Consider the following 21,942-nt stretch of genomic DNA (forward strand, 5'->3'; position numbering starts at 1 on the left):
GGACCCGCGCACTTCCGCCGGCGTTCACGCCTCCCGAGAAAGGGCCGTATTTGTCATGTCCATGAACGGAATGGACGGTTCAAGACCTGTGAGACTCCCCAGACTCGACTCGCTCACCGGGCTCCGCTTCCCCGCGGCCCTCCTGGTCTTCCTCTACCACGCCTCCCTGGGCGTGCCGTGGATCCGCCTCTTCGAGTCCGACGCGGCCAACGACGGCTTCGCCAAGGCCGTCTCCCAGGCCGGCGCCCTCGGCGTCACGTTCTTCTTCGTCCTCAGCGGCTTCGTCCTGACATGGTCGGCCCGCGACAAGGACACCTTCCGCGCCTTCTGGCGCCGCCGCTTCGTCAAGATCTACCCGAACTACGTGGTCACCTGGGGCCTCGCCCTGGTCACCTTCGCGGCCGTCATGACCGAGCCGTGGCAGGCCGTCCTCAACCTGTTCATGCTCCAGGTCTGGGTGCCGGACTTCGCCACCAACTTCAGCGTCGACCCGCCCAGCTGGTCCCTCGGCGCCGAGGCGGTCTTCTACCTCGCCTTCCCGCTGCTCATCCTGGGCATCAGGAAGATCGACGCCTCCAAGCTGAAGTTCTGGATCGCCGGCACCGTCGCCGCCATCATGCTCACGCCGACCCTGACCTACGCGGTCATCCCCGGCGGCGGCATGCAGATGCCCGGGGCCGACGGCACCTCCACCGTCCAGTACTGGTTCGCGTACGTCCTTCCGCCGGTCCGCCTCCTCGACTTCGCGCTCGGCATCCTCGTCGCCCGCGCGGTCATGGCCGGCCGCTGGCGCGACATCGGCACCGTCTGGTCGACGCTGCTGCTGGCCGCCAGCTACGGCGTCGCGCTCAACGTGGAGCACCTGTACGCCCAGCGCTCCGTCACCCTCATCCCGATCGTGCTCGTCATCGCCGCGTTCGCCGCCCGCGACGCGGAGAGCAAGCCGACGCTCTTCAACAACCGGCCCATGGTCTGGCTCGGCGAGATCTCCTTCGCCTTCTACCTGGTCCACTACATCGTCCTCGCCTACTCGCGCGAGCTGCTCGGCGACGGGCTCTTCCCGACTCCGGTCGGCATCGCCCTGATCGCCGCCCAGGCCGTCGTCTCGGTGCTGCTCTCCTGGGCCCTGTACGCCTGGGTCGAGGCGCCGATCACCCGCCGCTTCTCCACCTCCCGCAAGGCGAAGGCCGCCAAGGCCGCCGCGGCAGCAGCTGCGGCAGCACCGGGCACCTCCGACCAGCCCCGCGACCGCCTCACGGTCTGACCGCCGGCCCTGCCCGCCCCCACCCGTCCCACCGCGCGGCCGCCCCGCCCCACCGGCACCGCACCGGTGCACCTCCGCCCCACCGGAGCCCCCGCCGCCCACCGTGGCGGCGCGCAGCACTCCCGGCCGGAATTCAGGACCGGCCGCCCCCTACCACCCAGCCCCGCGCCCCTCGGGTTCCATCGAACCCGGGGGGCGCGCGGTGTGCCGGGCTGCTACTTCTTCTTCGGGGTGAAGACGAGCAGCCGGTCCAGGAGGAGCGAGGAGAAGGCGGGGCGGGTGGCGGTCTCGGGCTGCATGTAGGCGCGGGCCACGAGGCGGAGCGTGCTCATGTCGACGGGCCGGTCGGTGCCGTACTGCGCACAGAAGTCACTGCCGGTGGGCGGGAGCGCGGTGACGTGCCGCCCGGTCGGTCCGGCGTCTCCGGCGCGGCTGAAGGTCCAGGCGTACAGCTTGTCGGCCTTCGGCTGGTCGGGGAGGAAGTCGCGCGCGCTGCCCTGCAGATCGCGGTTGTTCTGCGCGGCCAGGGAGACGGCGGCCTTGCGGTCGGCGTACATCGTGACGCTCGAGTAGGTCGCCTGGCCGGTGGCCGCGTGGTTCGCGCCGTACGCGACGGCGAAGGAGCCGTCGGGCAGGGAGAAGTTCCGTGTGATCGGATCGTCGGCGTCGTTGGACAGCGCGGCCACCCCTGTGACCGGGGGATCGGTGAGCAGCTTGGCCTGTAGCCCGACGTTCGATTCCTCGAAGCCCCGTTCGACGACCTTCTCGTGCACCTCGTAGCCCGGGTGGGCGTCGATGATGCGCTGGCGCAGCAGTTGCAGGGTCGGGTTGAGGTCCAGTTCTGTGGCCCCGGTCCCGGAGACGCGCAGCCGGGGGACGGGCAGGGGATCGGGGGCGTACACCGGCTTCTTCTCGTCCCCGGACGGGCTCTGCGGCCGGACCCGGAAAACCTTGATCGGAGGCGAGGCGCGATAGGCGTCGAGTGCCTTCTCGTAGCCGGGCTTGGGCAGCAGTGTGCGGATGCCGAGCAGGAACTCGTCGGAGCCCTGGTCGAGGCCGAGCCGGTACAGGGCCGGGGGGATCGTCGTGTTGTTCGTCGCCCCGCCCAGCCCGGAGGCGTCCAGCATCTTGTTGACCTCGGCCCGGGTGCGCCCGTTACCGGTGATCACCAGCGCGAACGGCCGGTCGTACGGTGTCGGCCCCTGGGTGCGCACCGTCTTGTTGTTGACCGGGTCGCCCACGGAGGTCCACAGGACCGGACCGGTGGCCAGCGAGCCCTTCAGCTGGGTGAGGTCGAAGGAGAAGTAGGCCTCCGGCGGCGGCGTCGTGCCGATCAGGACGATGGCCTCGTCCTGGCGCAGGCGCCACGTCGCGGGTGGGTTGGTGTTGGGTGCCTGCCCCGGGACCTCCGGCATGCCGGTGACGATGTAGGGCGACTGGGGGTTGGGCCACATGGCGCTGAAGACGACGCCCTCGCAGTACCGGCGGTTCAGGTCGAAGACCTCCTCCGTTCCGGCCTGGGAGACGTAGCCGGACTCGGCGAGTTGCCGTTGGAACTGCTGCACGTGTCGGCCGGTGTCGGCCGGCGGCGAGGGGCGGGGGTCGACCGGGGCCGGGTTTCCCGGGCGGGAGAAGGTGCCGTGGGGGTGCGCCGGTGGCGTGGCTGCCGTCGCGGTGGGTGCGGCCAGGAGCATGGCAGCAGCCAGGGCGAGGAGAGCGGGACGTCCGCGCAGAGGGAGTGTGGTCACGTCAGACCCATAGGCGGTTCGGTCCGCCCGCGGCACGCCACCGCGCCGTCATCACCCTTCGGCGTCACTCGTCCGCAGCGCGCGGGCGCGGCGGACGGGTGCGCCTGCGGGGTCAGGGCGCGGGAGCCAGGAGGCGGTGGGCGGCCGAGGGGGCGGGGCGGCCCACGTAGGGGAGGAGGTCGGCGTACGCCTGGGCGTCGCCGACCAGGATCCCGCCCAGGAGGGTGCGGCAGTCGGCGTCGAGGACGAGCTTCGCGTACGTGCCCCGCGCCTCGTCCAGGCGGCTCAGCTCCAGGGAGCCGTCCGTGCCCGCGTGCGCGTCGCCGAAGCTCGCCACCTCGACGCCGAGCAGCTTCAGCCGCGTCGACATGTCCGCCTCCCCGAACGGATCCCCGCCCAGCCCGCACAGCTGCCGGGCCACCGACTCCGCCATCCGGTAGCCCGGCGCGGCCAGCCCGTAGCAGCGTCCGGAGACCGCCGCGCACTCCCCGACCGCCCAGATCCGCTCGTCGGCGGTCCGGCACAGCCCGTCCACCAGGAACCCGCCGCGCTCCCCGTGGTCCAGGCCGGCCGGGCCGGCCAGTTCGTCGCGGGGGCGGACGCCCGCCGAGAAGACCACCACCGCCGCCTCCAGGGCGGTGCCGTCGGCCAGGGCCACCGCCGCGGCGCGCCCGTCCGGGCCCGCTTCGATCGAAGCCGTGGCGACCCCGCAGTGGACGTGCAGCCCGTGGTCCTCCACCCGCCGGCCGAGGACCGCGCCGCCGGCCGCGTCGACCTGTACCGGCATCAGCCGCGGCGCGAGTTCCACCACGTGCGGCTCCATGCCGAGCAGGCGCAGCGCGTTCGCCGCCTCCAGGCCGAGCAGGCCGCCGCCGATGACGACGCCGGGCCGGCCGGGGACGGCCGCCTCGCGGATCGCGTCCAGGTCGGTGAGGGAGCGGTACGCGAAGCAGCCCGGCAGGTCGTGGCCCGGCACCGGCGGGATGAACGGCTTCGAGCCGGTGGCCAGGACGAGGGCGTCGTAGCCGATCGCCTCCCCGGTCGCGGTGGTCACGGTGCGGGCTCCCCGGTTCACGGCGGTCACCCGCGTGTCCAGGCGCAGGTCGACCAGCGGGTCGGGGTCCGCGCCCGGGCCGGGCAGGGCCAGGTCGGCGGCGCTGCGGCCGTCCAGGTACGAGGAGAGCGCGACCCGGTCGTACGCGGCGTGCGGCTCCTCCGCGAGGACCACCACCCGCCACGAGCCGGCCGTGTCGAGGGAGCGGAGCTCCGAGACCAGGCGGTGGCCGGCCATTCCGTGGCCGGCGACGACGAGCGTCTTCATGACGGCGTGCTCCCTTCGGTTCGGGCGGGGGCGCCGCACAGGGCGCGGACGGCGCCCGTGCAGCCGCCGCAGCCGGTGGTGGCGCGGGTGGCCGCGGCGACGGCGGCCACGTCGGCGGCGCCGGTGCGGCAGGCCTCGGTGATGGCGTGCTTGGTGACGTTGTTGCAGCGGCAGACGACGGCGTCGTCGGGAAGCTCCCCGTCGCCCGGCGCGGCCGGTGCGATGCCGAGCAGGAACTCCAGCCGCCCGGCGGGCACCGGGAGGTCGTGCTCGTGGAGCCGGGTCGCGGCGGCGATCGCCTTCGGCATGCCCAGCAGGACCGCGTCGGTGATGCGCTGCCCGTGCAGGGTCAGCCGGGCGTACCGGCCGCCCGCGGGATCGCTGAAGGTGACCACCTCGCCGCCGGGCCGGGCGGAGGCTTCGGTGCCGCCGAGGCGGACCAGGTCCAGGTCGGCGACCCGCAGCCGGACCACCCGGCGGCTCCCGCGGTGCTCCCCGCCGGTCCCGGTGAGCTGCCGGGCCAGGGACTCCGCCTGCTCCCAGGCGGGTTCGAGGTGCCCGGCCGCGTCGCCGGGGTGCTCGGCGCAGTCGCCGAGGGCGTGGATGCGCGGGTCGGCGGTGCGCAGGGCCCCGTCGACGAGGATGCCGGTGCGGACGGCCAGCCCGGCCCGCCGGGCCAGGTCCGTCTCGGGCACGGCCCCGGTGCACAGCAGCAGCGTGTCGGCGGCGAGTACGGTGCCGTCGTCGAGGGTGAGCTTGCCGGAGTGGTACCCGGCCGCCTCGCGGTCCGCGTGGACCTCGATGCCCAGGCCGGTCAGGCTCCGGGTCAGCATGTCCCCCGCGGCCGTGTCCAGGTGCCGGCGCAGCGGGTGCGGCCCGCGGTGGACGAGGGCCACCTCGTGCCCGGCCCGGCGCAGCGCGGCGGCCGCCTCGACCCCGAGCAGCCCGCCGCCCAGCACGACGGTGCGGCGCGCGTCGGGCGCGGTCCGGCGCAGGTGCTCGGCGTCGGCGAGGGTGCGCAGGGCCACGACCCCGTCGGCGGGGCCGAGCCCGGCGAGCCCGGGTCCGGGCGGCGGGGCCGGGCGGGAGCCGGTGGCCAGGACGAGGGTGTCGTAGTGGTGCGCGGAGCCGTCGGCGGTGTGGGCGAGGCGCCGGGCCCGGTCGATGCGGGTGACGGTGGTGCCGGTGTGCAGGCGGACGCCTGCCGGGAGTTCGGGCAGGGCGAGGGCTCCGGCCGGCAGGGTGCCGTCCAGGACGGAGGTCAGCAGCGTGCGGTGGTACGGGGCCTGCGGCTCGGCGGCGAGCAGGGTGATGCCGCCCCGGTGGCCGTGGTGGTGCAGCCGCTCCGCGAAGCGGTGCGCCGCGGGGCCGCCGCCGACCACCAGCACCTCGCCCGCGGTCACCGCCCGGCTCCCTCGGACGCCGTGGCCGGGTCGTTGGCGGCGGCGGCTTCGGCAGCCGCGCCGACCGGTTCCACGCGTACCGCGCACACCTTGAACTCGGGCATCCGGCTGCGCGGGTCGAGGGCCGCCGAGGTGATCAGGTTGGCCCGGCCGGCGCCGGCGAAGTGGAACGGCAGGAACACGGTGTCCGTCCGCAGCGAGTCGACGAGCCGGACCCGCGCGACCGTGCTGCCGCGGGCCGAGGAGACCCGGGCGGGGCGGCCGTCGCGCAGGCCGAGCCGGCCGGCGGTGTCGGGGTGGACCTCGACGAACGCCTCCGGGGCGGCGGCGGCCAGTTCGGGGACCCGGCGGGTCTGCGCCCCGGACTGGTACTGGGCGAGGACCCGTCCGGTCGTGGCGTACAGCGGGTAGTCGGCGTCGGGGGTCTCGGCGGCGTCGCGGTGCTCGACCTCGGCGAACCGGGCGAGCCCGTCGGGGTGGGCGAAGGCGTCGAGGAAGAGCCGCGGGGTGCCCGGGTGGGGGGCGGTCCCGGCGGGGGTCTCGGGGCAGGGCCAGTGCAGGGCCTCGCCGGCGTCGAGGCGGTCGTAGCTGATGCCGGAGTAGTCGGCGCGGCCGCCGGCGGAGGCGCGGCGCAGTTCCTCGAAGACGGTGCGCGGGTCGGTGGGGAAGCGGGCGGGGTCCTGGCCGAGGCGGGCGGCGAGGCCGTGCAGCACGTCGAGGTCGCTGCGGGCCTCGCCGGGCGGGGGCAGGAGCCTGCGGCGGCGCAGGACGCGGCCCTCCAGGTTGGTCATGGTGCCCTCCTCCTCGGCCCACTGGGTGACGGGGAGGACGACGTCGGCGAGTTCGGCGGTCTCGGAGGGCACGAAGTCGGCGACGACGAGCAGGTCGAGGGAGGCGAGCCGGTCGGCGATGCGGGCGGCGCGGGGCGCGGAGACGACGGGGTTGGAGCCGAAGACGAGGAGGGCGCGGGGGCCGCCGCCGGTGCCGAGGGCGTCGAGGAGTTCGTAGGCGCTGCGGCCGGGGCCGGGCAGGGTGCCGGGGTCGACGCCCCACACGGAGGCGACGTGGGCGCGGGCGGCCGGGTCGGCGAGCATGCGGTAGCCGGGGAGCTGGTCGGCTTTCTGGCCGTGCTCGCGGCCGCCCTGGCCGTTGCCCTGGCCGGTGAGGCAGCCGTAGCCGCTGCCCTCGCGGCCGGGCAGGCCGAGGGTGAGGGCGAGGTTGATGAACGCGGCGACGGTGTCGGTGCCCTTGCTGTGCTGTTCGGCTCCGCGGCCGGTGAGGACGTACGCCCGCTCGGCGCCGGCGAGGAGGGCGACGGCCTCGCGCATCTCGGCGGCGGGGACCCCGGTGACGCGTTCGACGCGCTCGGGCCACCAGGCGGCGGCCCGCCGCCAGGCGGCGTCGAAGCCGGTGGTGCGCTTGTCGAGGTACTCCCGGTCGGCGCGGCCCTCGGTGACGGCGAGGTGGAGCAGGCCGAGGGCGAGGGCGAGGTCGGTGCCGGGGGTGGGCTGGAGGTGGAGGGCGGCGGCCTCGGCGGTGGGGGTGCGGCGCGGGTCGATGACGATGAGCCGCGGGCCGGCGAGGTGGCGCATCAGCGGGGGCATCGTCTCGGCCGGGTTGGCGCCGGCGAGGAGGACCACGTCGGCGGCGGCGAGGTCGGTGACGGGGAAGGGCAGTCCGCGGTCGAGGCCGAACGCGGCGGAGCCGGCGGCGGCCGCGGAGGACATGCAGAACCGGCCGTTGTAGTCGATCTGGCTGGTGCCGAGGGCGACGCGGGCGAACTTGCCGAGCTGGTAGGCCTTTTCGTTGGTGAGGCCGCCGCCGCCGAAGACGCCGACCGCGTCGGCGCCGTGCTCGGCGCGGATGCGGTCCAGCCGGCCGGCGATCAGGTCGAGGGCCTCGTCCCAGCCGGCGGGGGCGAGCCGGCCGTCCGCGCCGCGGACGAGGGGCCGGGTGAGGCGGCCGGGGGTGTCGAGGAGGGCGGGGGCGGTCCAGCCCTTCTGGCACAGGCCGCCCCGGTTGACGGGGAAGGCTGCGTCGGGGCGGACGGTGGTGCGGCCGGCGTCGTGGGAGAGGCGGGTTCCGCACTGGAGGGCGCAGTAGGGGCAGTGGGTGGCGGTCTCAGACACGGGTGGCCTCCGTGCGGGCGGAGCCGGCGGGGGCCGCGGCGGCGTCCCGGCCGTCCGCAGGGGCGGCGGGGCGGCGGCGGAGGTAGACCGCCCAGGTGGTGAGGATGCAGACGGCGTAGAAGGCGAGGAAGGCGGTGAAGGCCGGTTCGCCGGATTTCGCAGGGCCGCTGTAGGCGCTGCGGAAGACCAGGTTCACCCCGACCCCGCCGAGGGCGCCGACGGCCCCGGCGATGCCGACGACGGCGCCGGAGAGCCGGCGGGCCCTGGCGAAGGCCTGCTCGGCGTCGCGGCCGGAGGTGACCGCGTCCTGCGCCTGCCGGGCGAAGACCGCCGGGATCAGCTTGTACGTCGAGCCGTTGCCTATGCCGGTCAGGACGAACAGCAGGGTGAAGCCGCCGAGGAACAGGGCGTACGAGGACTGCGCGGAGGCCAGCAGCAGGAGCCCGGTCCCGGCGGCCATCGCGCAGAAGGTGGCCAGGGTGACCCGCGCCCCGCCGAACCGGTCGGAGAGCAGCCCGCCGAGGGGCCGGAAGAAGGAGCCGAGGAGCGGCCCGAGGAAGGTGTACTGCGCGGCCTCGAAGGGGGTGGCGCCGAACTGGCTCTGCAGGACGAGGCCGAAGGCGAAGCCGTAGCCGATGAAGGAGCCGAAGGTGCCGACGTAGAGGAGGGAGATGATCCAGGTGTGCGGGTTGCGGGCGGCCTCGCGCTGGGCGCCGGGCGCGCCGCGCACGGCCGCGAAGTTGTCCATCTTCCAGGCGGCGAGGACCGAGGAGAGCACGATCAGCGGCAGGTAGGCGGCGATGACGTACGAGGGGTGGGCGCTGCCCGCGGTGGCGAGGACGAGCAGGCCGATCAGCTGGACCGCGGCGACGCCGAGGTTGCCGCCGCCGGCGTTGATGCCGAGGGCCCAGCCCTGGAGGCGCTGCGGGAAGAGGGCGGTGATGTTGGTCATCGAGGAGGCGAAGTTGCCGCCGCCGAGCCCGCAGAGCGCGCCGATGAGGAGGAAGACCCACAGGTCGGTGCCGGGCTGCCTGATGAACCAGAAGGCGGCGGCGGCGGGGGCGAGGAGGACGGCCGAGGCGAAGACGGTCCAGTTGCGGCCGCCGAAGCGGGTGACGGCGTAGCTGTACGGGAGCCGCAGGGCCGCGCCGACGAGGGTGGGGACGACCACGAGCAGGAACTTCTCGGAGGGGGTGAAGGCGAAGCCGATCTCGGGCGACATGAAGAGCACGAGGACGGACCACATGCTCCACACCGAGAAGCCGATGTGCTCGGCGAGGACCGAGAGGGCGAGGTTGCGGCGGGCGGTGCGCCGGCCGCTGCGCTGCCAGAACTCCTCGTCCTCGGGGTCCCAGTCCTCGATCCAGCGTCCGGTTGCGGGACGTGCGGGCGGCGGCGTCATGGCTCCTCGGCTTTCTGCTCGGTGCTCGGCGTCTACATACTGAACTATACAGTTCAGTTCATTTAAAACTCAAGCGTCGGCTCGGGCCGTTCCAGCGCCCGGTCCACCAGCGAGCCCGCCCCGCCCGTGTACGCCCCCGGATCGCACAGCTCCGCCAACCCGTCCGCGTCCCAGCGCCCTTGGAGCGCCGGCTCGGCGGCCAGCACCTCGTGCAGCGGCAGGCCGCCCTCCTCGGCGGCCGCGGACGCCCGGGTCAGCAGCCGCTTGGCCGCCGCCTTGCCCAGCTCCGGCGCGAGCACGGCCGCGATCCGCTCCGACACCACCTGGCTGCCCGTCAGCAGCAGGTTGGCGCGCATCCGCTCGGGCCGCGCCGTCAGCCCCTCGGCGAGCTCCGCCGCCGTGTGCGCGGCGCCGCCGACCAGCCGCAGGCACTCGCGCAGCAGCTGCCACTCCGCGTGCCAGGCGCCGCCGGAGCGCTCGTCCTCCGAGACCAGGCACTGCACCAGCCCGGCCGCCAGCACCGGCACCTGGAGGGCGGCACTGCGCAGCAGCGTGCTGAGCACCGGGTTGCGCTTGTGCGGCATGGCCGAAGAGGCGCCCCGCCCCGCGACGGCCGGCTCGGCGACCTCGCCGACCTCCGTCCGCGAGAGGTTCTGCACGTCCACGGCGACCTTCCCGAGCGCCCCCGCGGTGAAGGCCAGCGCCGAGGCGAGGTCCGCGACCGGCGTGCGCAGCGCGTGCCAGGGCAGCGCGGGCCGGGCGAGGCCCGTCTCGGCGGCGAACGCCTCCGCCAGCCGCTCCGGGTAGCCGCCTGCCTCCGGGCCGCCGGCGCCGTCGATGCGGGCGTACTCCAGGTAGCCGGCCAGCGTTCCGGCCGCCCCGCCGAGGGAGACCGGCAGCCCGCCGTCCGCGACGCGGGCCAGCCGCTCCCCGGCGTCGAGGACCAGCTGCCGCCAGCCCGCCGCCTTCAGTCCGAAGGTGGTCGGCACCGCCTGCAGGGCCAGCGTCCGGCCCGGCATCGCCGTGTCCCGGTGCTCCGCGGCCAGCCGCCCCAGCGCCGCGGCCGTGCGGGCCAGGTCGGCGCGGACCAGGCGCAGCGTGCGGGCGGCGACCAGCATGGCCCCGGTGTCGAGGATGTCCTGGCTGGTGGAGCCGCGGTGCACGTACTCGGCGGCGGCCGGGTCCTCGGCGGCGACCACCCGGGTCAGCGCCTGCACCAGCCCGACCACCGGGTTCGCGGTCTCCCGCGCCGCCAGGGCCAGCGCGCGCAGGTCCAGCCGGCCGGCGCGGGCGCAGCCGGTGATGGTCTTCGCGGCGGCCTCCGGGAGGGTGCCGAGCCCGGCCTGCGCCCGGGCCAGGGCGGCCTCGGCGTCCAGCATCGCCTGGAGCCAGGCGAGGTCGGAGACGGCCTCCTCCGCCGGGGTGCCGGCGCGCACCGGGGACAGCAGCCCCGCGTCGGTCAGCGCGTCGCCGCCCGCGGTGCTCATACGAGGACCCCGGTCAGGTCGGTCTCGGAGGGCAGCGACACCCCGGCCGGGACGGCCGCGGCGGGCGGCAGGGCGAGCACCGAGCGGGCGATGGCGTCCGAGTCGCCGAGGGTGACGGAGTCGACGCCCGGGCGGATGCCGGCCGCGGTGACCCAGTGCACGGACTCGGTCGGCACGCCGTACGCGAACCGCCGCGGGTGGGCGTGGCCGCGGGCGTCGAGCAGCCGGTACGGGCGCTCGGTGACGGCGAGGCCGCCGGACTCGTAACCCGCGCCGCCCGGCCCGGAGATCCGGTAGGTGGTGCACTGCTCGGTGTCCAGCAGGTGGCGCAGCAGCGGGTCGTCGGTGCGCCGCAGGTCGGGCTCGGGCAGCCGGGCCTCGATCAGGACGCCGGCGCGGACCGGCGGGCCCGGGACGGTGCGGGAGGCGGCGGTGAACGCGGCCTGGCCGGAGGAGGTGTCGACGCGGATCTCGGTGCCGGGACCGGTCAGGACGAGCACCCCGGCCTCGATCAGGGCGATCATCTCCTCGATGCGGGAGGCCGGCGGGCCGATGGAGAGGAAGGCGTTGAGCGGGGTGTACCAGCCCTCCAGGTCGTCGCGGTGCGAGTCGGCGGTCAGGCCGCCGTGGTCGACGGCGAGGCGGATCTCGTTGCGCAGGTCGCGCAGGACGTCCAGGGCCGCCTTGAGCGGTCCGCTGAGGTTGCCGGCGCGGGCCGCGGCGACATCGCGCTCCAGGTAGGCCACGAGCCACTGCCGGAAGTCCTCGCGGTCGGCGAACGCGCGGTCGCCGTACGGCCGGGAGAGCGCCTCCCAGCTCCAGCGGTCGGCCTCGGCGATGCCGTACACGTCCAGCAGGGCGTCCCGGTCCGCGGCGTCCTCCAGCGACAGGAAGCGGCGGGTGAAGCCCTCGCGCTCGTCGCCGCGGCCGCGGGCCTGGAGCAGGGTGCCGTAGTAGACGCTCTCCGTCTCGCGGGAGACCAGCGGCCACAGGTCGGCGGTGAAGCCGATGCCCTCGCCGTCCGCGGAGCGGGCGCGCAGCTCCTCGATCCGCTGCGGGGTCAGCAGCCGCGGCAGGTAGCGGCCGTAGGCGCCCTTCTCGTTCTCGCCGCGGGCGTGGTACGGGATGCCCCGGCGCGAACTGGCGTACAAGACGGGCTCCTTGCCCGAGGGGTGATAGGTGAGGCGGCCGTCCTCGCCGCGGGTGAAGGTGCCGCCGCGGCCGGCGGTGAAGAGGGCCATGTGGTCGAAGAAGTTCAGGCCGAGGCCGCGCAGCAGGACGTTCTCCCCGGGCAGGACGCTGCTGAGGTCGAGGTCGGCGGGGTTGGCGGGGGTGAAGTAGCGCAGGTGGTGGATCCGGGCGAGGCTCGCGGTCTTCGCCTCGCGCGGGGTGAGCCGGGCCGGGACGTGCCCCTGGGCCAGGACGATCGCGTCGAGGGCGTCGAGGCGGGTGCCGTCCTCCAGCCGGACGCCCTGCGGGCCGCCGGGGATGCCGTGGGTGTCGGCCATGGCCACGGCCCGGGAGCGGTGCACCCGCACGGTGACGTGGGCGGGGGCGCCCGCGACGACCCGCTCGAACGCGGCCCGCAGGTAGCCGCCGTAGAAGGCGCGGGTGGGGTAGGTGTTCGGGCCCAGGCGGCGGGCCTCGGCGAGGACGGCCGGGTCCGCGCCGTCCGCGCCGTCCGCAGCGGCGAGGCCCCTCGCCCACTCGTACAGGCTCGGGCCGGGCTCGATGGGGCCCTCGGTGCGGACGCTGTCGTCGGTGTAGACGGTGATCTGGGAGGCGACCGTGTTCATCAGCAGGTGCTGGGACTGGTCGGAGCGCCAGACCTGGCCGGCGCCGGGCGCCGAGGGGTCGACGACGTGGACGGTGACCGCGTCGTGCGAGGGGGTGTGCCGCTCGTTGGCGCACAGCCGCTCCAGGACGGACAGGCCGCGGGGGCCGACCCCGATGAGGGCCACCTGCACGTGGTTGCGGTCCTGGTTCATCGCTGGTCTCCGTTCGTGAGTGCGGTGGCGGCGGCGGCGGCGGTGGTGGTGGTGGTGGCGGTGGCGGCGGCGGCGGTGGTGGTGTCGTCGGTGCGGTGGCCGTGCATCCAGGCGACGTAGTCGTGGAGTTCGTCCCGGCTGAAGCCGGCCAGGACGGCGTTGCGGTCGGAGGCGGCCGATCCGGAGGTGTGCCAGAGCTTGATGCTCTCGCGGGCGAGCAGCTGGATCCGGCCGGTGCGCTCGCGCCGCTCGGCGTTGAACTTCTCGAAGCGCTGCGGCAGTTCGTCCGTGCCGCAGTCGAGGAGGTCGCCGAGGACGACGGCGTCCTCCAGGCCCTGGCAGGCGCCCTGGGCGACGTAGTGGAGCATCGGGTGGGCGGCGTCGCCGAGGAGGGCGACCCGGCCGTCGGTCCAGGTGTCGACGGGGTCGCGGTCGACCAGGACCCACGACTTCCAGCCCTCGCCGAGGGCGAGCAGGCGCTGGGCGTCCTCGCCGAGCGAGGCGAACTCGCGGCGGATGTCGCCGTCGGTCGCGGGGACCCCGGCGACGGCCTCGACGGCCTTGTTGTCGCTGCTCGCGGCGAGGTTCAGGTACTTGCCGCCGGCGATCGGGTAGTGCACGAAGTGGCAGCCGGGCCCCGTCCACCAGGTGACGGAGGTCAGGTGGCGCAGCTCCTCGGGCACCTGCTCCATCGGGATGATCGCCCGGTAGACGGTGATCCCGGAGTTGCGGGGGGCGCCGTCGCCGACGAGCTGGGCGCGGATGGCGGAGTGGATGCCGTCGGCGCCGATCAGGGCGTCGGCGGTGAGGCGCTCGCCGTCCTCCAGAACGACGGTGGCACCCGCGGCGTCCTGCTCGTAGCCGGTCGCGGTGGCGGCGCTGCGCAGTTCGACGCCGTCGGCGGCCTGGCAGGCCTCCAGCAGCTTGGTGTGCAGCTCGGCCCGGTGGACGACCGCGTACGGGTTCCCGAACCGCTCCCGGTAGGCCTCGGTCAGGTCGAGGCTGGCGACGTGCTCGCCGGTGACGCCGTCCATGAAGCGGAGTTCGTCCATCCGGACGGCGGTGGAGCGGACGGCGTCGCCGAGGCCGAGCCGGTCGAGGGCGTGCAGGCCGTTCGGGGCGAGCTGGATGCCGGCGCCTATCTCCGCGAACTGCGGGGCGCGCTCCAGGACCAGGACCTCGTGGCCCTGCCGGGCGACGGCCAGGGCCGCAGCGAGCCCGCCGATGCCGCCGCCGATGATGATGAGCTTCGACATGTCAGATCTTCTCCTCGATGAGCTGGGACGCGGTGCCGGCGGCGATCAGGCGGGCCAGCTCCAGCCGCTTGATCTTGGTGGTGGCGGTCTGCGGGAGGTCGGACTGGCGCCACTGGACGGGCTCGGCCATCGGGGGGAGCCCGGCGGTGGCGGCCTTCCAGGCGGCGGGGTCGATCGGCCTGTCGTCGCGGGTGCAGACGATGGGCACGGCCCGGCCGGACTCGTCGGGGATGATGATGACCTCGGACAGCTCTTCGAGCCGGGTGAAGAGGGTGTCCTCGGCGGCGAGGGTCGAGCCGAAGCCCTCGATCATGTCGACCTCGCGGTCGAGCAGGTGCACGCAGCCCCACTTGGTGCGGTAGCCGACGTCGCCCATCCGCCACCAGCCGTCGTTGACCTGCTTGTCGTACCGCTCCTGCTCGCCGAGGTAGGTGACGATCCGGCCGTCGCTCTTGACCTCGATGAAGCCCGGGTTCGTCTCGGACACCGGCAGGCCGTTGCGGCTGACGACGCGTACGTCGGTCATCCCGGGGAAGGGCATGCCCACGCAGCGGCCGTCGGCGTCGAGCCCGCGGCGGCGGGAGAAGGAGCGGGCGACGGCCGGGCCGATCTCGCTCTGCCCGTACAGCTGGCCGAAGACGGGGGCGGTGCGCTCGGTGGCGGCCAGCAGCCGCTGCACGGTGCGCGGGTGAATGGCGTCGAAGGTGCTGGAGAACAGCTTGACGTTGGCGAGCGGCTTGCGGGGGTCGTCCGCCATCTCCTCCCACTCCATGAAGGAGTTGGGGTGGGCCTCCAGGATGCCGGGGCGCAGCTGCGCGAAGAGGTCGGCGGCCTTGCGGGGGTCGGAGTCGGCGAGGACGACGATCGGGTAGCCGCGGAAGAGGGAGATGGCGAGGGCGGTGATCAGCCGGGAGTGGACGAAGGAGACGTGCATCGCGATGGTCTCGCGGCCCGGGAGCAGCGGCTTGGTGATGGCGGCCTGCGGGCGGTAGCGCGCCTGGAGGGTGGCGCCGGTGTGGACGGCGAGCTTGGGGGTGCCGGTGGTGCCGGAGGTGTGGGTGATCAGGGTGGGGTGCTCGGGCGGCATGGTGACGGCCGGTACGCGGGGGGAGCCGGCGAGGGAGGCGAGTTCGACGGCCTCCTTGTAGCTGCCGGAGGTGAGCAGGACCTGCTCGGCCTCCTCGAAGACCGAGGCCGGCAGCTCCGTCTCCAGCTTGTTCTGGTCGGTGAGCAGGTAGGGCTGGTCGGTGCGGCGGACCAGCTCGGCGACGGTCTCGCCGTCCAGCTTCGGCGACAGCAGCACCGGGACGGCGCCGATGCGGACGGCGGCGCAGGCGAGGAGGGTGATGTCGAAGCCGTCCGACTTGTAGACCACCACGCGCCGGCTGGGGCGGACGTTGGCGGCCCAGAGCCGGGAGGCCATGTCGTCGATGAGGTCGGCGACCTCCGCCACCGTCGCCCGGCGCCCCAGCTGGGGGGCTATGTCCAGGTCGTGGTCGAGGATCACGACGTTCGTCGGGTGCTTCCTGGCGGCCCGCTCGAAGAGCGTGCCGAGGCGGATGCCCTTGTTGCCGATGCGCTGGAGAATCATCGCCTTGCCTTTCTCACGTGACGTACGGATGGGGGGCCGGGGGCGGCGGGTACTGGTGCGGCGGGTGCGGCGGGTGCGGCCGGCGCGGCCGGGCCTCGGGGCGGCGGCGGCGCTCAGGCCGGCTGCTGCGAGGCGGCTTCCTTCTCGATGACGACCTTGATGCGGCCGAGGGTCTCGGCGAGGTCGCCGGCGACCTTGTCGCCCCACTCGGCGAAGAACTGCTGCTTGCGGGCGTCGTCCATCTCGGCGGTGATGCCCTGGATGCCCTCGGTGGCGGCGCCCATCCGGAAGTGGTGGACGAGCAGGGTGCCCTCGCCGTCGGGCTCGATGGTGAAGCCCCAGACGCTGTCCTGCTTCTCGCCCCTGCTGTTGTGCATGGCCCACTGGAAGGTGCGGCCCGGCTCGGCGGCGACGACCTCGGCGTAGGTGGTCCACCGGCCGCGGACCACCGGCGCCCAGGCGACGACGTCCTCGGCGCGCTCGTTGTCACCGCGGAAGACGGAGCCGACGGCGCCGGGCTCGCCGGTCGTCCACTCCCCGCCGAGGCACTCGGGGCTCCACTCGCCCATCCGGGCCAGGTCGCTGACCGCGGCGTAGACCTCGGCGGGGGCGGCGGCGACGTGCACCTGGGCCCGCGACCTGAAGAGGGGGTTCTGGGTGCCGCTCATGTCTGTCTCCTCCTGCGGTGGGACGTTTCAACTGCCTTCTGCGGCCCCCTTCTTGGCGGCCCGGCTAGATGAACCATACAGTTCAGTTCAACTGAACGCAACGGTACAGTTCAGTTCGGTTCTAGACTGGGGCCGCAGCCGGAGAAAGTTGGGGATGAGCGCCATGACCGCACGGACAAGCACCGCCGAGACCACGCGGCCCGCCGCAACCCCCGCCGGGGCGCCCACCGGTGCGCGGGCAGCCCGCAAGAGGCAGGCCATCCTGGCCGCCGCCCGCACGGTCTTCCTCCGCGAGGGCTTCGGGGCGGGCGTGGACCAGCTCGCCGCCGAGGCGGGCGTCTCCAAGGTCACCGTCTACAACCACTTCGGCAGCAAGGAGAACCTCTTCAACGCCGTCATCGGGCAGACCCTCGACGAGGCCCTGGAGGTCGCCCAGTCGGTGATACAGGCCCGCCTCGCCGAGTCCGACGACGTCCGCGCCGACCTCGTGGAGGCCTGCCGCACCTGGGTGGCCGGCCTGACCACGCCCGACGTCCTCGCGCTGCGCAACGTCATCGCGGGAGAGCGGCACCGCTTCCCGGAGCTGGGCCGCACCTGGCAGGAGGAGGGCCCGGGCCGCCAGCACGCCGCCCTCGCCGCCGCGCTGGGCCGGCTGGACGAGCGCGGGCTGCTGCGCATCCCGGACATGGAGCTGGCGGTGCTCCAGCTGTCCGGGCTGGTGCTCTCCCCGCACCTGGTCTACGGGGTGTACGGCACCCACCTCGGGGAGGAGCTCGGCGAGCGGCTGATCCAGGGCGGGGTGGACATGTTCCTCAACCAGTACGGCGTGGACGCCTGAGCCCTGCCGCCCGTACGGCCGTGGCTGTGGCTGTGGCTGCGGCTGTGGCTGCCGCTGCGGTGGCGGCCGCGGTGGCGGCCGTACGGCAGCGCGCGGAACCCCCCGGTCGGTGCACCGGGGGGTTCCGCGCACCGTCTGCGGCGGGCGGGCTCGGGCGTCAGCCGTCGTAGCGGCCGAGGCGGTCGCAGGCGTAGTCGTCGAAGGCCTGCTCGATCTCCTCGGCGGTGTTCATGACGAACGGCCCGCTGCGGACGACCGGTTCGCCGATCGGTCGGCCGCTCAGGAAGAGCAGGTCGGCGCCGACCGGCCCGCCCGCGACCCGTACCGCCCCGCCGTCGTCCGCGAGGACGGCCAGGTCGCCGTCGAGGACCTCGGCCGTGCCCACGGCGCCGCTGCCGGAGAGCACGTACACCGCCGTGTTCCATCCCGGGGGCGCCGGCAGCCGGGCGCTCTCGCCCGGCGCCAGGCAGGCGTGGACGACCGTCACGGGGGCGGGCGTCGCGACCGGCCCGGTCACGCCCAGCGCCGTGCCCGCGATCACCTTGAACCAGGAGCCGTCGAGCCTGCGCACCACCGGGATCCGGTCCGCCGGCAGGTGCTCGGCGCGCGGGCGCGCCCCCTTGTGCGCGGCGGGCAGGTTCACCCAGATCCGGAGGTGGTGCCGGACGCCGCCCGCGTCCCGGAAGGCCCGCGCCGGCTCCTCCGCGTGGACGACGCCCGCCGCGGCGGTCAGCCGGTGCACGTCCCCGGGCGCCGGCGCGGCGCGGAAGCCGGTCGAGTCGGCGCACTCCAGGGCGCCGTCCAGGACGTACGTGAGGGCCTCGAAGCCGCGGTACGGGCGCTCGGGCGCGCCCTCGGCCTCGCCCGGCCCGAGGGCCGCGGGGCCGGCCTGGTCGACCGTCAGGAAGGGGTCGAGGAGGGGGATCTGCGGCGTCGGCAAGGCGCGCCGGACCGGGTACCCCTCGCCCTCCGGCGTGTGGAGCGGCTGCAGGACGTCGGCCACCGAGCGGATCGCGGTGGCCGCGGTGACGGCGGAACCCAGGGTGGTCATGATGCCTTCTCTCGTCGTGTGTACGGGGTCGTACGGGGTCGCCCCTCCCTTCCAATGAACTATACAGTTCAGTTCAGTTAGGGCAAGGGCCGCGGCACGTGACGGATACCGGCGAGCCCTGTTGCCGCCCGGATGCGCGCCCACCCACACTCCTGCCATCCGGCACCGACGCCCACCACGCACTCGCAGGGGCACGCGGACGGCCCCCGGCCGCCCCCGCCGTGCGCTGCGCATGCCCCTGCGGAAGGACAGCCCATGACCGACCTCAAGATCCTCGCCATCTCCGGCAGCCTGCGCGCGGCCTCGTACAACAGCGCCCTGGTGCGCGCCGCCCGGAAGTTCGCCCTGGGCGGCCTGGACATCGAGGTCTACGAGGGCCTGCGCGACATCCCGCCGTACGACGGCGACGTGGAGGCCGAGGCGCTGCCGGAGTCCGTCGCCGACCTGCGGCGCCGCATCACCGAGGCCGACGGCCTGTTCATCGCCACCCCCGAGTACAACTACGGCATCCCGGGCGTGCTCAAGAACGCCCTCGACTGGGCGAGCCGCCCCGCCCTCGACTCCTCCCTCACCGGCAAGCCCATCGCCATCGCCGGCGCCGCCCCTACCAACTTCGGCACCGTCCGCGCCCAGCTCGCCCTGCGCCAGATGTTCCTGTGGACGGACTCCCGGGTCGTCGTGAAGCCGGAACTCCAGATCTTCCGTGCGCACGAGCGCTTCGACCAGGCCGGCAACCTCACCGACGACACCACCGTCGAGATCCTCCAGGACCTCCTCGCGGCACTCGCCGCCAAGATCCGCGAAACCCGCACCCTGGCCGCCCCCGCGTCCTGACCCGCCCCACCCGGCGCCTCGGCAGCCCCCCACCCCCACCTGCCGGTCCGCCCCCCAGGCCGGAGACCGCCGCTCCGCCACCCCCCACCCCCCTCTCCGAAGGGCCGCCCCCAACCCCCGTGGCGGCCCTTCGGTGCGCCCGGACGTCGTAGGAGGCTGTGCCAGCGGGCAGTTGACGACGCCTCGTCCTGGCAGTGCCCCGCCCAGACGCCATGGGCAGGCGCGCACACCAGGTTGCGGCGTTGTCAGCCCACTGCGGGAACCGGGTGGTCCGGGTGGTCGAGCCAGGGTCGTTGCCTTCCGTCCGCTACGGTCAGCCCGAACCGATCGAACCCCGGTCGTCCCTGGCCCTCCCACCAGAGGTAGGCGGCTTCCGTCTCGTCCCACAGTCTTCGTGGGCCGGACTGCACCACTTCGAAGGAGTCGGCCCCCGGCTCGTAGTCGGCGGACGCCCACGACAGTGTGTCGGTGCTGTAGGTCCACAGCGTGTACGCGCCGTCTCCGTAGCGCTCCACAGTCCAGAACGCCCCGGCCATCTGGAGTCCGATGGCGAACTGTTCCACCCATCCGCCCACGTCGGCGGGTGACAGAGTGGTGACGCTCCTGACGCCGTCCGCAGGCCACTTCCGGCCCTTGAAGTAGGCATCGTGCGGGGGTCGGTCCGCCCGCTGCTGCCGCAGGCGCATGAAGGCACTGGAGCGCGTGAACCGCCCGCTGGCCGTGCGGCCGCCCTGCACAGTCAGCCGGACGATCGCCTCACCCCCGTACAGCGTCCCCCACGGCGCCACGATCAACCCGCCGGCCACGGTCTGCTCCACCCACGCCCCGGGTACCTCCCGGACCGAGCACGTCGCGATGACGCGGTCGTACGGCGCTCCTCCCGGGTATCCCTTCCCACCGTCGCCCACGACCAGGGCCGGGGACAGTCCGGCGTTTCGCAGGTTCTCCCCGGCCCCCTCGGCGACGCCGGGGTCGAACTCGACGGAGACGACGTTCTCACCGCCGAGCCGGTGGCAGAGCAGCCCTGCGTTCCACCCCGTGCCGGTACCGATCTCCAGGACTCGATGCCCGTCCCCCACGTCGAGATCCTCCAGCATCGAGAACACCATGTGGGGTTGGGAACTGGAGCTGGACGGTGTCGTGCCGAGCCCGTCCCCGGTGTGGCTGCCGTCGTCCCACTGAGTGGTCAGCGGGATATCGGCGTACACGGCCCTGAACCACCCTTCCGGGTCCTTCATGCGATCCACCGCGGGGTTCTGCCGGGTCCCGTCCGCGATACCGGGCCAGATGCGGTCGGGAACGAACATGTCCCTCGGGACTGCCCGGAAGGCGGGCAGCCAATCCGGATGCAGAGCGCCCGAGGCAATGAGGGCGGAGGCGAGACCCGACGGGCCCGCCTCTTGGGTGCGTGTCGTCACCGTGCCTGCTTGCCCGTGGTGGGGCCGGAGCCGTCGGACGTGTTGCCGCCCTCGTCGGAGCCGCCCCCGCCGTGCCTGGCCCCGCTACTGCTGTCGTCCTGCTGGCTGCCGCCCTGGCCGCTTCCGGTACCGCCGCCGTGCTTGGGCATCCGATGCTCCTTCGCTCGAGATGGTCGGGGGTCTGCACGGTCTTGCCGTGATGGCCAGACGCTAGAGCGCGCGGAGCAAGCGTCTCCACCAACTTGCATGAGCTTGCACGCCATTTCGGCCAGGCGGTCTTGACTGTCTGTCCGACATTGGGAGGATGGCCGTGCAAGTTCAGGCACACCACATCCGGAGAGAGGCCGTCATGGCGCTACGGTTCGTTGGGATCGACCCGAACACCGACCTTGAGCACTGCCCCCACCGTCTGGGCTGACGCGGAGGCGGGAGAACTGGTGTTGCAGGGGTGGACCCCGCCAATGACTTCTGGTTGTTCGACGGAAAGCTGATTCGTATCCACCACTTCGCCGGGGGTGGCCGGCACGTCATGGATGAACTGAGCACCGACGCCGGCATTCTTCAGCTCTGTGGCAGTGCGTTCGAGGAAATCTGGCGGCGGGCAACCCCGCACAACGAATACGCGATCTGAGTCGAACCGGACAGTCAATTCATGTCATCGCCTTCGTCGAAAGCCCAAGCGGCCAGGGAAGCCGTAGCCGATCGGTTGCGGGAAATCAGGCTCGACGCAGGGATCACGGCCCGTGAGTTGGCTGCCCGGTGTGGGTGGAGTGAGTCGAAGTCGTCGCGAATCGAGCACGCCAAGACGCCGCCCAGCGATGCGGACATAAGAGCCTGGTGCGCAGCATGCGGCGTGCCGGGGCTTGCCGATGACCTGATCGCCTCCAACCGGCAAGCCGATTCCATGTACGTCCAGTGGAAGCGCCTCCAGCGGACCGGGCTGAGACGGCTGCAGGAGTCGGGTGTACCGCTCTACGAGCAGACGCGGCAATTCCACGTGTACTGCTCCAACGTGATTCCCGGCTTCTTCCAGACCCAAGAATATGCGACGGCTCTGCTGACCTCCATCGCCAGGTTCCGCGGAACACCGGACGACGTGACAGAAGCCGTGGCCGCGCGGATCAAGCGATCGCACGTAATCCACGAAGGTGACCACAGGTTCGCTGTCCTGATCGAAGAGGCGGTCCTGCGGTACCGGATTGGCGGCGCGGAAGCAATGGCTGCACAGTTGGGCCATCTCCTGTCCGTGATGGCGCTGCCTTCCGTTTCGCTGGGAATCATCCCGTTCACGGCGCCCCGGCCGGCGTGGCCGCTGGAAACGTTCACCATATTCGACCGTCAGCGGGTTCACGTGGAAACCCTGTCGGCCGCCATCAAGGAAACGCAGCCGAGTGACGTGGCGCTGTACCTGAAAGCGTTCGACAACCTGAAACAGGCAGCATCGTACGGCCCGGACGCTCGTGCGCTCATTGCGTCGGCAATCGGCCTGCTGGACTCCCGGGGTTGAAAACGGGCAGCTGCGGGGAGTTGACGAAGCCTCGGCC

General features: G+C 73.7%; 18 protein-coding genes. 5 read left to right on the forward strand and 13 right to left on the reverse strand.

Annotated elements, in window-relative coordinates:
• Positions 1-88 precede the first annotated feature (88 nt).
• On the forward strand, positions 89-1,264 hold the full coding sequence (locus ACZ462_RS11655; RefSeq protein ID WP_467805862.1) for an acyltransferase family protein: 1,176 nt from the start codon (positions 89-91) through the stop codon (positions 1,262-1,264).
• 215 nt (positions 1,265-1,479) lie between these two features.
• Here ACZ462_RS11655 and ACZ462_RS11660 read toward each other — a convergent pair whose 3' ends face one another.
• The 10 genes from ACZ462_RS11660 to ACZ462_RS11705 all read right to left on the reverse strand — a co-directional run bounded on the left by ACZ462_RS11660 (position 1,480) and on the right by ACZ462_RS11705 (position 16,257).
• The gene (locus tag ACZ462_RS11660) at positions 1,480-3,012 is read right to left on the reverse strand and encodes a hypothetical protein (RefSeq protein WP_467805860.1); all 1,533 of its coding nucleotides are present in this window, start codon (positions 3,010-3,012) and stop codon (positions 1,480-1,482) included.
• A gap of 112 nt (positions 3,013-3,124) precedes the next feature.
• Positions 3,125-4,333, reverse strand: coding sequence for an FAD-dependent oxidoreductase (locus ACZ462_RS11665; protein ID WP_467805859.1), 1,209 nt, complete (start codon positions 4,331-4,333; stop codon positions 3,125-3,127).
• Entirely contained in the window at positions 4,330-5,736 is a 1,407-nt protein-coding gene (locus ACZ462_RS11670; RefSeq protein WP_467805857.1) for an FAD-dependent oxidoreductase, read from the reverse strand. Before ACZ462_RS11670 ends, ACZ462_RS11665 begins: the two co-directional genes overlap by 4 nt.
• Positions 5,733-7,865 carry a molybdopterin oxidoreductase family protein gene (locus tag ACZ462_RS11675; RefSeq protein WP_467805856.1) on the reverse strand — a complete coding sequence of 711 codons (2,133 nt, stop codon included), beginning with the start codon at positions 7,863-7,865 and terminating at the stop codon, positions 5,733-5,735. Before ACZ462_RS11675 ends, ACZ462_RS11670 begins: the two co-directional genes overlap by 4 nt.
• The gene (locus ACZ462_RS11680; RefSeq protein ID WP_467805854.1) at positions 7,858-9,267 is read right to left on the reverse strand and encodes an MFS transporter; all 1,410 of its coding nucleotides are present in this window, start codon (positions 9,265-9,267) and stop codon (positions 7,858-7,860) included. Before ACZ462_RS11680 ends, ACZ462_RS11675 begins: the two co-directional genes overlap by 8 nt.
• A gap of 62 nt (positions 9,268-9,329) precedes the next feature.
• Positions 9,330-10,754: a nitrosuccinate lyase gene (locus ACZ462_RS11685; RefSeq protein ID WP_467805853.1), complete on the reverse strand. Its 1,425-nt coding sequence runs from the start codon at positions 10,752-10,754 to the stop codon at positions 9,330-9,332.
• The gene (locus ACZ462_RS11690; protein WP_467805852.1) at positions 10,751-12,742 is read right to left on the reverse strand and encodes an FAD/NAD(P)-binding protein; all 1,992 of its coding nucleotides are present in this window, start codon (positions 12,740-12,742) and stop codon (positions 10,751-10,753) included. The genes ACZ462_RS11685 and ACZ462_RS11690 overlap by 4 nt, the downstream gene beginning before the upstream one ends.
• Complete coding sequence (locus ACZ462_RS11695; RefSeq protein ID WP_467805851.1) at positions 12,739-13,998, reverse strand: FAD-dependent oxidoreductase; 1,260 nt, start codon at positions 13,996-13,998, stop codon at positions 12,739-12,741. The genes ACZ462_RS11690 and ACZ462_RS11695 overlap by 4 nt, the downstream gene beginning before the upstream one ends.
• Position 13,999: 1 nt before the next feature.
• Positions 14,000-15,589 carry a class I adenylate-forming enzyme family protein gene (locus ACZ462_RS11700; protein WP_467805850.1) on the reverse strand — a complete coding sequence of 530 codons (1,590 nt, stop codon included), beginning with the start codon at positions 15,587-15,589 and terminating at the stop codon, positions 14,000-14,002.
• A gap of 113 nt (positions 15,590-15,702) precedes the next feature.
• Positions 15,703-16,257 (reverse strand): SRPBCC family protein, encoded by a 555-nt coding sequence (locus ACZ462_RS11705; protein ID WP_467805849.1) that lies wholly within the window; start codon positions 16,255-16,257, stop codon positions 15,703-15,705.
• A gap of 163 nt (positions 16,258-16,420) precedes the next feature.
• Here ACZ462_RS11705 and ACZ462_RS11710 point away from each other — a divergent pair, with 163 nt between their 5' ends.
• On the forward strand, positions 16,421-17,095 hold the full coding sequence (locus tag ACZ462_RS11710) for a TetR/AcrR family transcriptional regulator (protein ID WP_467805848.1): 675 nt from the start codon (positions 16,421-16,423) through the stop codon (positions 17,093-17,095).
• A 157-nt stretch (positions 17,096-17,252) separates the two neighbouring features.
• On the opposite strand, the gene ACZ462_RS11715 is transcribed toward ACZ462_RS11710, so the two are convergent.
• Positions 17,253-18,146, reverse strand: a complete 894-nt coding sequence (locus tag ACZ462_RS11715; protein ID WP_467805847.1) for a pirin family protein — start codon at positions 18,144-18,146, stop codon at positions 17,253-17,255.
• 255 nt (positions 18,147-18,401) lie between these two features.
• Between ACZ462_RS11715 and ACZ462_RS11720 the strand changes: the two genes are divergently transcribed.
• The gene (locus ACZ462_RS11720; protein WP_467805846.1) at positions 18,402-18,980 is read left to right on the forward strand and encodes an NADPH-dependent FMN reductase; all 579 of its coding nucleotides are present in this window, start codon (positions 18,402-18,404) and stop codon (positions 18,978-18,980) included.
• Positions 18,981-19,225: 245 nt separating this feature from the next.
• Here the strand turns inward: ACZ462_RS11720 and ACZ462_RS11725 are convergent, their stop codons facing one another.
• Positions 19,226-20,218, reverse strand: a complete 993-nt coding sequence (locus ACZ462_RS11725; RefSeq protein WP_467805844.1) for a methyltransferase domain-containing protein — start codon at positions 20,216-20,218, stop codon at positions 19,226-19,228.
• Between the two features lie 176 nt (positions 20,219-20,394).
• Entirely contained in the window at positions 20,395-20,547 is a 153-nt protein-coding gene (locus tag ACZ462_RS11730) for a hypothetical protein (RefSeq protein WP_174250325.1), read from the reverse strand.
• Positions 20,548-20,846: 299 nt separating this feature from the next.
• Between ACZ462_RS11730 and ACZ462_RS11735 the strand changes: the two genes are divergently transcribed.
• On the forward strand, positions 20,847-21,029 hold the full coding sequence (locus tag ACZ462_RS11735) for a DUF6879 family protein (RefSeq protein WP_467805843.1): 183 nt from the start codon (positions 20,847-20,849) through the stop codon (positions 21,027-21,029).
• Between the two features lie 21 nt (positions 21,030-21,050).
• Positions 21,051-21,905 (forward strand): helix-turn-helix domain-containing protein, encoded by an 855-nt coding sequence (locus ACZ462_RS11740; RefSeq protein WP_467805842.1) that lies wholly within the window; start codon positions 21,051-21,053, stop codon positions 21,903-21,905.
• Positions 21,906-21,942: the final 37 nt, after the last annotated feature.

It is taken from the genome of Streptomyces sp. NPDC031121 (genome assembly GCF_055570615.1).